4 protein-coding genes are annotated in these 5,381 nt (G+C 73.4%); 3 read left to right on the top strand and 1 reads right to left on the bottom strand.

What is annotated here, in order from left to right; genetic code table 11:
- On the top strand, positions 1–115 hold a 115-nt coding region (locus ACFWEK_RS18485; RefSeq protein WP_430554985.1), incomplete at its 5' end, for a universal stress protein.
- Positions 116–459: 344 nt separating this feature from the next.
- The gene (locus tag ACFWEK_RS18480) at positions 460–2,052 is read left to right on the top strand and encodes an RNA polymerase sigma factor (RefSeq protein WP_430554984.1); all 1,593 of its coding nucleotides are present in this window, start codon (positions 460–462) and stop codon (positions 2,050–2,052) included.
- Between the two features lie 96 nt (positions 2,053–2,148).
- On the opposite strand, the gene ACFWEK_RS18475 is transcribed toward ACFWEK_RS18480, so the two are convergent.
- Positions 2,149–3,588 carry an FAD-binding oxidoreductase gene (locus ACFWEK_RS18475; protein ID WP_430554983.1) on the bottom strand — a complete coding sequence of 480 codons (1,440 nt, stop codon included), beginning with the start codon at positions 3,586–3,588 and terminating at the stop codon, positions 2,149–2,151.
- A gap of 136 nt (positions 3,589–3,724) precedes the next feature.
- Between ACFWEK_RS18475 and ACFWEK_RS18470 the strand changes: the two genes are divergently transcribed.
- A complete protein-coding gene (locus ACFWEK_RS18470) occupies positions 3,725–5,314 on the top strand; it encodes a SpoIID/LytB domain-containing protein (RefSeq protein WP_430554982.1) in 1,590 nt (529 codons plus the stop codon).
- The last annotated feature ends 67 nt before the right edge of the window (positions 5,315–5,381 follow it).

Below are 5,381 nucleotides of genomic sequence, written 5' to 3'. Positions count from 1 at the left end.
GCTCATCGTCGTGGGTCTCCGACGACGCAGCCCGGTGGGGAAGCTGATCCTCGGGTCCGGCGCGCAGCGCATCCTCCTCGAGGCGCCCTGTCCGGTCCTGGCGGTGAAGCCGTGACGACACGCGCGACGACTCGCGCGGACCAGGTGTCGTGCGATGTGACGCTCGCGACCGTCCTCGGGCGGTCCGGCGTGCAGGCGTGCGAGGCCCGGGCCCACCGTGTCGCCCCGGGTTTCGCCCGCCGTTCCGCCCGTGCCGTCGGGAATCTTCGCGACTCCCCGGACGTTGAGCCAGCACCGGGGAACGGACGACGTGGGTACGGGACTGGGCGCAGGAGCCCGTGGTGCCCTTCCGTCGCGGATGTCGCCGGTACAATAGAGGTGTCCGCCTGAGCCACGACAGTCCGAGTCGGAGGCCTTGACGGCGGTGCACCGTCCCCTCGAATGCCGAAAGGTCGGTTTGTGGCGTCCACTGCGCAGAACCCTGCACTTCCCCGCGAGTTCGAGCACCCTGCCCTGCAGGGGCTGCTCGCCCGAGGCACCGCCGACGGCCGGGTCGACGCCGAGAGCTTCCGCGCTGCCTGCGAGAACGCCGCGGTGGCGGACCCCAAGCGTCTGAAGGCGGTCCTGCGCGCCTTCGCGACCGCCGGGGTGGAGATCGGTGTGCCCACGGCCACCAAGGTCGCCGCCGCCAGCTCGAGCCGGGGCACCACTACGCGCGCGAAGGCGCCGGCGGCGCGCTCCGCGAGCGCGGTGAAGACCTCGACCGTGACGACCTCCGCCGTGAAGTCCGCCGCGTCGACGGACGACGAGCCGGCCGAGGCGACGTCCGCCAAGAAGCCCGCGACCAAGGCCGCCGGGACCAAGACCGCGGCCAAGGGTGCGAAGCCGACGCGTGGCCGCAAGGCGGCGTCGAAGGACGAGCCGGCCCCCGAGGACGTCGAGGACGTCGAGCTCGAGGACGTGACCGACGTCGACGACGAGCAGGAGAACGAGGCCGCCGCGAAGGGTGCCAAGCCCGCGGCCGGCAAGGGCAAGGGCGAGGACGAGGAGACCGGCTTCGTCGTCTCGGACACCGACGACGACGACCAGCCCGCGCAGCAGGTCGTCACGGCCGGCGCGACCGCCGACCCCGTCAAGGACTACCTCAAGCAGATCGGCAAGGTCGCGCTGCTGAACGCCGAGCAGGAGGTCGAGCTCGCGAAGCGCATCGAGGCCGGCCTGTTCGCCGAGGAGCGCCTGTCCAAGGACTACGCCGCCTACGACAAGACGAAGGCGAGCGCCGACGAGCGCCGGATGTACCGCGACCTGCGGTGGATCGCGCACGACGGCAAGCGCGCCAAGAACCACCTGCTCGAGGCGAACCTGCGCCTCGTCGTCTCCCTCGCCAAGCGCTACACCGGCCGCGGCATGCTGTTCCTGGACCTGATCCAGGAGGGCAACCTCGGTCTGATCCGCGCCGTCGAGAAGTTCGACTACACCAAGGGCTACAAGTTCTCGACGTACGCCACCTGGTGGATCCGGCAGGCCATCACCCGCGCCATGGCCGACCAGGCCCGCACCATCCGCATCCCGGTGCACATGGTCGAGGTCATCAACAAGCTGGCCCGCGTGCAGCGGCAGATGCTCCAGGACCTGGGCCGCGAGCCCACCCCGGAGGAGCTCGCCAAGGAGCTGGACATGACCCCCGAGAAGGTGGTCGAGGTCCAGAAGTACGGCCGCGAGCCCATCTCGCTGCACACCCCGCTGGGCGAGGACGGCGACAGCGAGTTCGGTGACCTCATCGAGGACTCCGAGGCCGTCGTCCCGGCGGACGCCGTGAGCTTCACGCTGCTCCAGGAGCAGCTGCACCAGGTGCTCGACACCCTGTCGGAGCGCGAGGCGGGCGTCGTCTCCATGCGCTTCGGCCTGCAGGACGGGCAGCCCAAGACGCTGGACGAGATCGGCAAGGTCTACGGGGTCACCCGTGAGCGGATCCGCCAGATCGAGTCCAAGACGATGTCGAAGCTGCGGCACCCGTCGCGGTCCCAGGTGCTGCGCGACTACCTGGACTGATCCGCCTCAGGAGCACGTCGTCTCGAGAGCCCCGGTACCCGTCGGTACCGGGGCTCTCGTGCGTCCGCGTGGCTCGTCGCCCGGTGGGCCGGCCGGTCAGGGCGCGACGTCGGCGGCGATGTCGGCGGCGACGGACCATCGCGACGACGGGGCGAGGACGCCGGTGGGGTCCAGCCGTCGTCGCAGCGCCAGGAGCCGGTCGTAAATCGCCGGGCCGTACGCCTCGCGCACCAGGGCGGCGGAGACGTCGTCCCGCGGGCCGGCGAAGTTGAGCAGCGAGCCGCCGGTGGTCCACGGCGCCAGCGCGTCGTGGACCGCCTGGAGACGGTCGGCGACGTCGGGCGGCCCGACCGGGCTGCCGAGCGCCCCGGTGAACAGGGTGCAGGCGGCGTCGCGCCCGCCGACGGCGTTGGCCACGGCGGGCGGCGCGGCCACGGCGCCGCCGAGGAGCCGGATCTCGGCCGCGAGGACGGGGGAGTCGGGCGGCACGGCCCCGAGGAACGCGTCGACCGCGTCCTCGGTGAGCTCGCGCAGCAGCCCGCCACGCTCGACGAACGGCATCGGGTCGTCCGGGTCGGCGTGCACGGCCCCGATCTGCGCGTACGGCAGGTCGCCGACCGCGTCGAGGATCGGCGCGGCGACCTGCCTCAGGTCGTCGACCAGGGGGTCGGGCGCCGCGAGGTGCCCGTGCCGCACGTAGCGCACCACGAGCACCGCGCGCCCGCGCAGCGGCTCGGGCACGTCGGGCAGGGGCGGCAGGTTCAGGCGGGCGACGGACGTCGAGACGTCGTCGGCCAGCGTCGTCGTGTGCTCGCGCCACCGGTGCAGCACGGCGGGCGCGTCGTCGACGTCGAACCAGAGGGTGCCCGCGCGGACCGTGTCCAGGGGGAAGAGGTCGAACGTCATCGCCACGACGACACCGAACGCCCCGCCGCCACCGCGCAGCGCCCAGAAGAGCTCGTCGTGCTGCGTCGGCGTCGCCGTGACGAGGTCGCCGGCCGGGGTGACCACGTCGATCGCGCGGACGTGGTCGGCGGCGAAGCCGAAGGTGCGGGCCAGGGGGCCGAGCCCGCCGCCGAGCGTGTAGCCGACCACCCCGACGTGGGGCGACGAGCCGCAGAGCCCGCCCAGCCCGTGGGCCGCGCCGGCGGTGAGCACCGCCTGCCAGGGGACGCCGGGCCCGACGGTCGCGGTGCGGGCGACGGGGTCGACGACGAGGGCGTCGAGGGCGGACACGTCGAGCAGGACGTCGCCGGCGCCGGTCGCGGCGGCGCTGTGGCCCGTGGAGCGGACTCCGACGCCGAAGCCGTGGCCCGCGGCGGCGCGGACGGTCGCGACGACGTCCTCGGGCGAGGCCGCCCGCACGACGAGCGCCGGCCGGTGGGCGAGCGCGAGGTTGAAGCCGGGGAGCGCGGCCTCGTAGGCCGGGTCGGCGGGCAGTGCCGTGGTGCCGTCGAGCGCGCGGTCGAGCTGTGCCGCGAGGGCGGCGGCCCCGTCGAGGTCGTGGTCGGGGGCGGAGGGAGCTGAGCTGAACATCGGGGACTCTCCTTCGGTGGACGGTGCCGAGAAGAGGGAGACGCCCGTGCGCCGGCGATGACGGTCGGTGCCCCGGGCCCCCGGGTGAACTGTGGGGGCGTTCCCCTGGCCTGGGCCGATGTGGCAAGGTGTCCGCGTGCTCCCGACCACGACCCTCCCCGGGCGGCCCCGGGTCGTCGCCCTGCTCGCGCTCGTCGTCGCCCTGACGCTGTCGCTCGCCTCGGTGCTCGTGGCGCCTCCGGCGCAGGCGGCGACCTGGTCGCTGACGGGCTCCGGCGGAGGGACGACGACGGCGGCGACCGGAAAGTCCCTCACGGTCCGCTACCTCAAGTCCGGCAAGCCCGTGCGGGGCGCGACGGTCACGCTGCAGCGCAAGAAGGGGACGTCGTGGGTGAAGGTCCGCACCGTGCGGACCGGGTCGACGGGCCGCGTGTCGACCACGGTGCAGCCCACCGCCTCGACGACGTACCGCTTCAGGACCAGCCACGCGACGAGCGGCGGTGTCACGGTGCTCGTGGTGCCGGTGCGGTTCGCGATCTCCGGCTCGGGCTCGGGGCACGGCGCGGGGATGGCCCAGTGGGGCGCCTACGAGCAGTCGCGCTCGGGCCGTACCGCGGCCCAGATCCTCGGCTACTACTACCCGGGCACCATCGTCTCGACGGCGAACGACCCCCGGACCACCCTGGACGTGCAGGTGCTCGGACCGCCGTCGGACAGCCGCACCAGGACGGTGCTGGCGGTCGGTTCCGGCGCCTGGCGGCTCAAGGACCCGGCGGGCGTGGTCGTGGCGAGCGGCGGAGCCTCGGAGAAGGTCACCGTCGGCGTCGCGTCCGCGGGGGTCACGGCCAAGGTGACGAAGGGCGGAACGACGACGAAGAGCGTCTCCGCGAGCTCCAGCCTGACCTACGAGTGGTCCGGCACGCGGAACTACCAGCCCACCGGGACGAAGGCGGTCGCGACCGTGGCCGGCGCCCAGGGGACCTACCGCAACGGACGGCTGGTGGTGACGAAGCGGTCGAACCGCCCGAACGTCGTCAACCAGGTGGTCATCAACACCGAGTACCTCTACGGGCTGGACGAGATGCCGTCGGGCTGGGGCGCGAGCAGCAACCGCGGTGCCGCGGCGCTGGAGGCGCAGGCGGTCACGGCGCGCAACTACGCGATCGTCGAGAAGGTGAAGGGCCTGAAGTCCACGTGCGGCTGTCATGTCTACGACGACACCCGCTCGCAGCACTACACCGGCTGGAAGAAGCAGGGCGGGAGCTGGGGGAGCGCCTGGGTCGCGGCGGTGGACGACACGGTGCAGGACGGCACGGTGACCGTGCTGCGCGACGCCGAGGGCGGGTTCGCGGAGACGCCGTACTTCGCGTCGACCGGCAGCGCGGGAGGGCGCCGCGGCACGGCGACCAACACGGAGGTGTTCGGGACGACGGCCCTGCCCTACCTCGCGCACGTGGCCGACACCTACTCGGCCAAGGCGCCCGGCAACCCGTACCTGACGTGGAGCGACTCGATCACGCAGGCGAAGGCCCGGTCGGTCTTCGGCCTCGCGTCGGTGCGCTCGATCGCGGTGACGTCGCGGTGGTCGAGCGGCCAGGTCAAGACGCTGACGGCCACCTCGGCCATGGGGACGAAGGTGTCGCGGACCAAGACGGCGGACGGGTGGCGCACCACCCTCGGCGTCCGGGGGGCGTGGGTCGGCTCGTTCTCGGGCCGCAGCAGCTGATCCTCGCCGGCCTCGGCCGTCGTCGCGCGTACCACGGACGAGAGCCCCGCACCGGACGGTGCGGGGC

This window comes from Isoptericola sp. NPDC060257 (assembly GCF_042726645.1).
Taxonomy (GTDB): domain Bacteria; phylum Actinomycetota; class Actinomycetes; order Actinomycetales; family Cellulomonadaceae; genus Isoptericola; species Isoptericola nanjingensis.
Note: the sequence above shows the minus strand (reverse complement) of the source record. Positions and strands in the feature narration are given on the sequence as shown.

Bases quoted from the DNA above. Each gene is read 5' to 3' on its own strand.
- ACFWEK_RS18475 (WP_430554983.1), bottom strand. From the start codon at position 3,588: ATGTTCAGCTCAGCTCCCTCCGCCCCCGACCACGACCTCGACGGGGCC.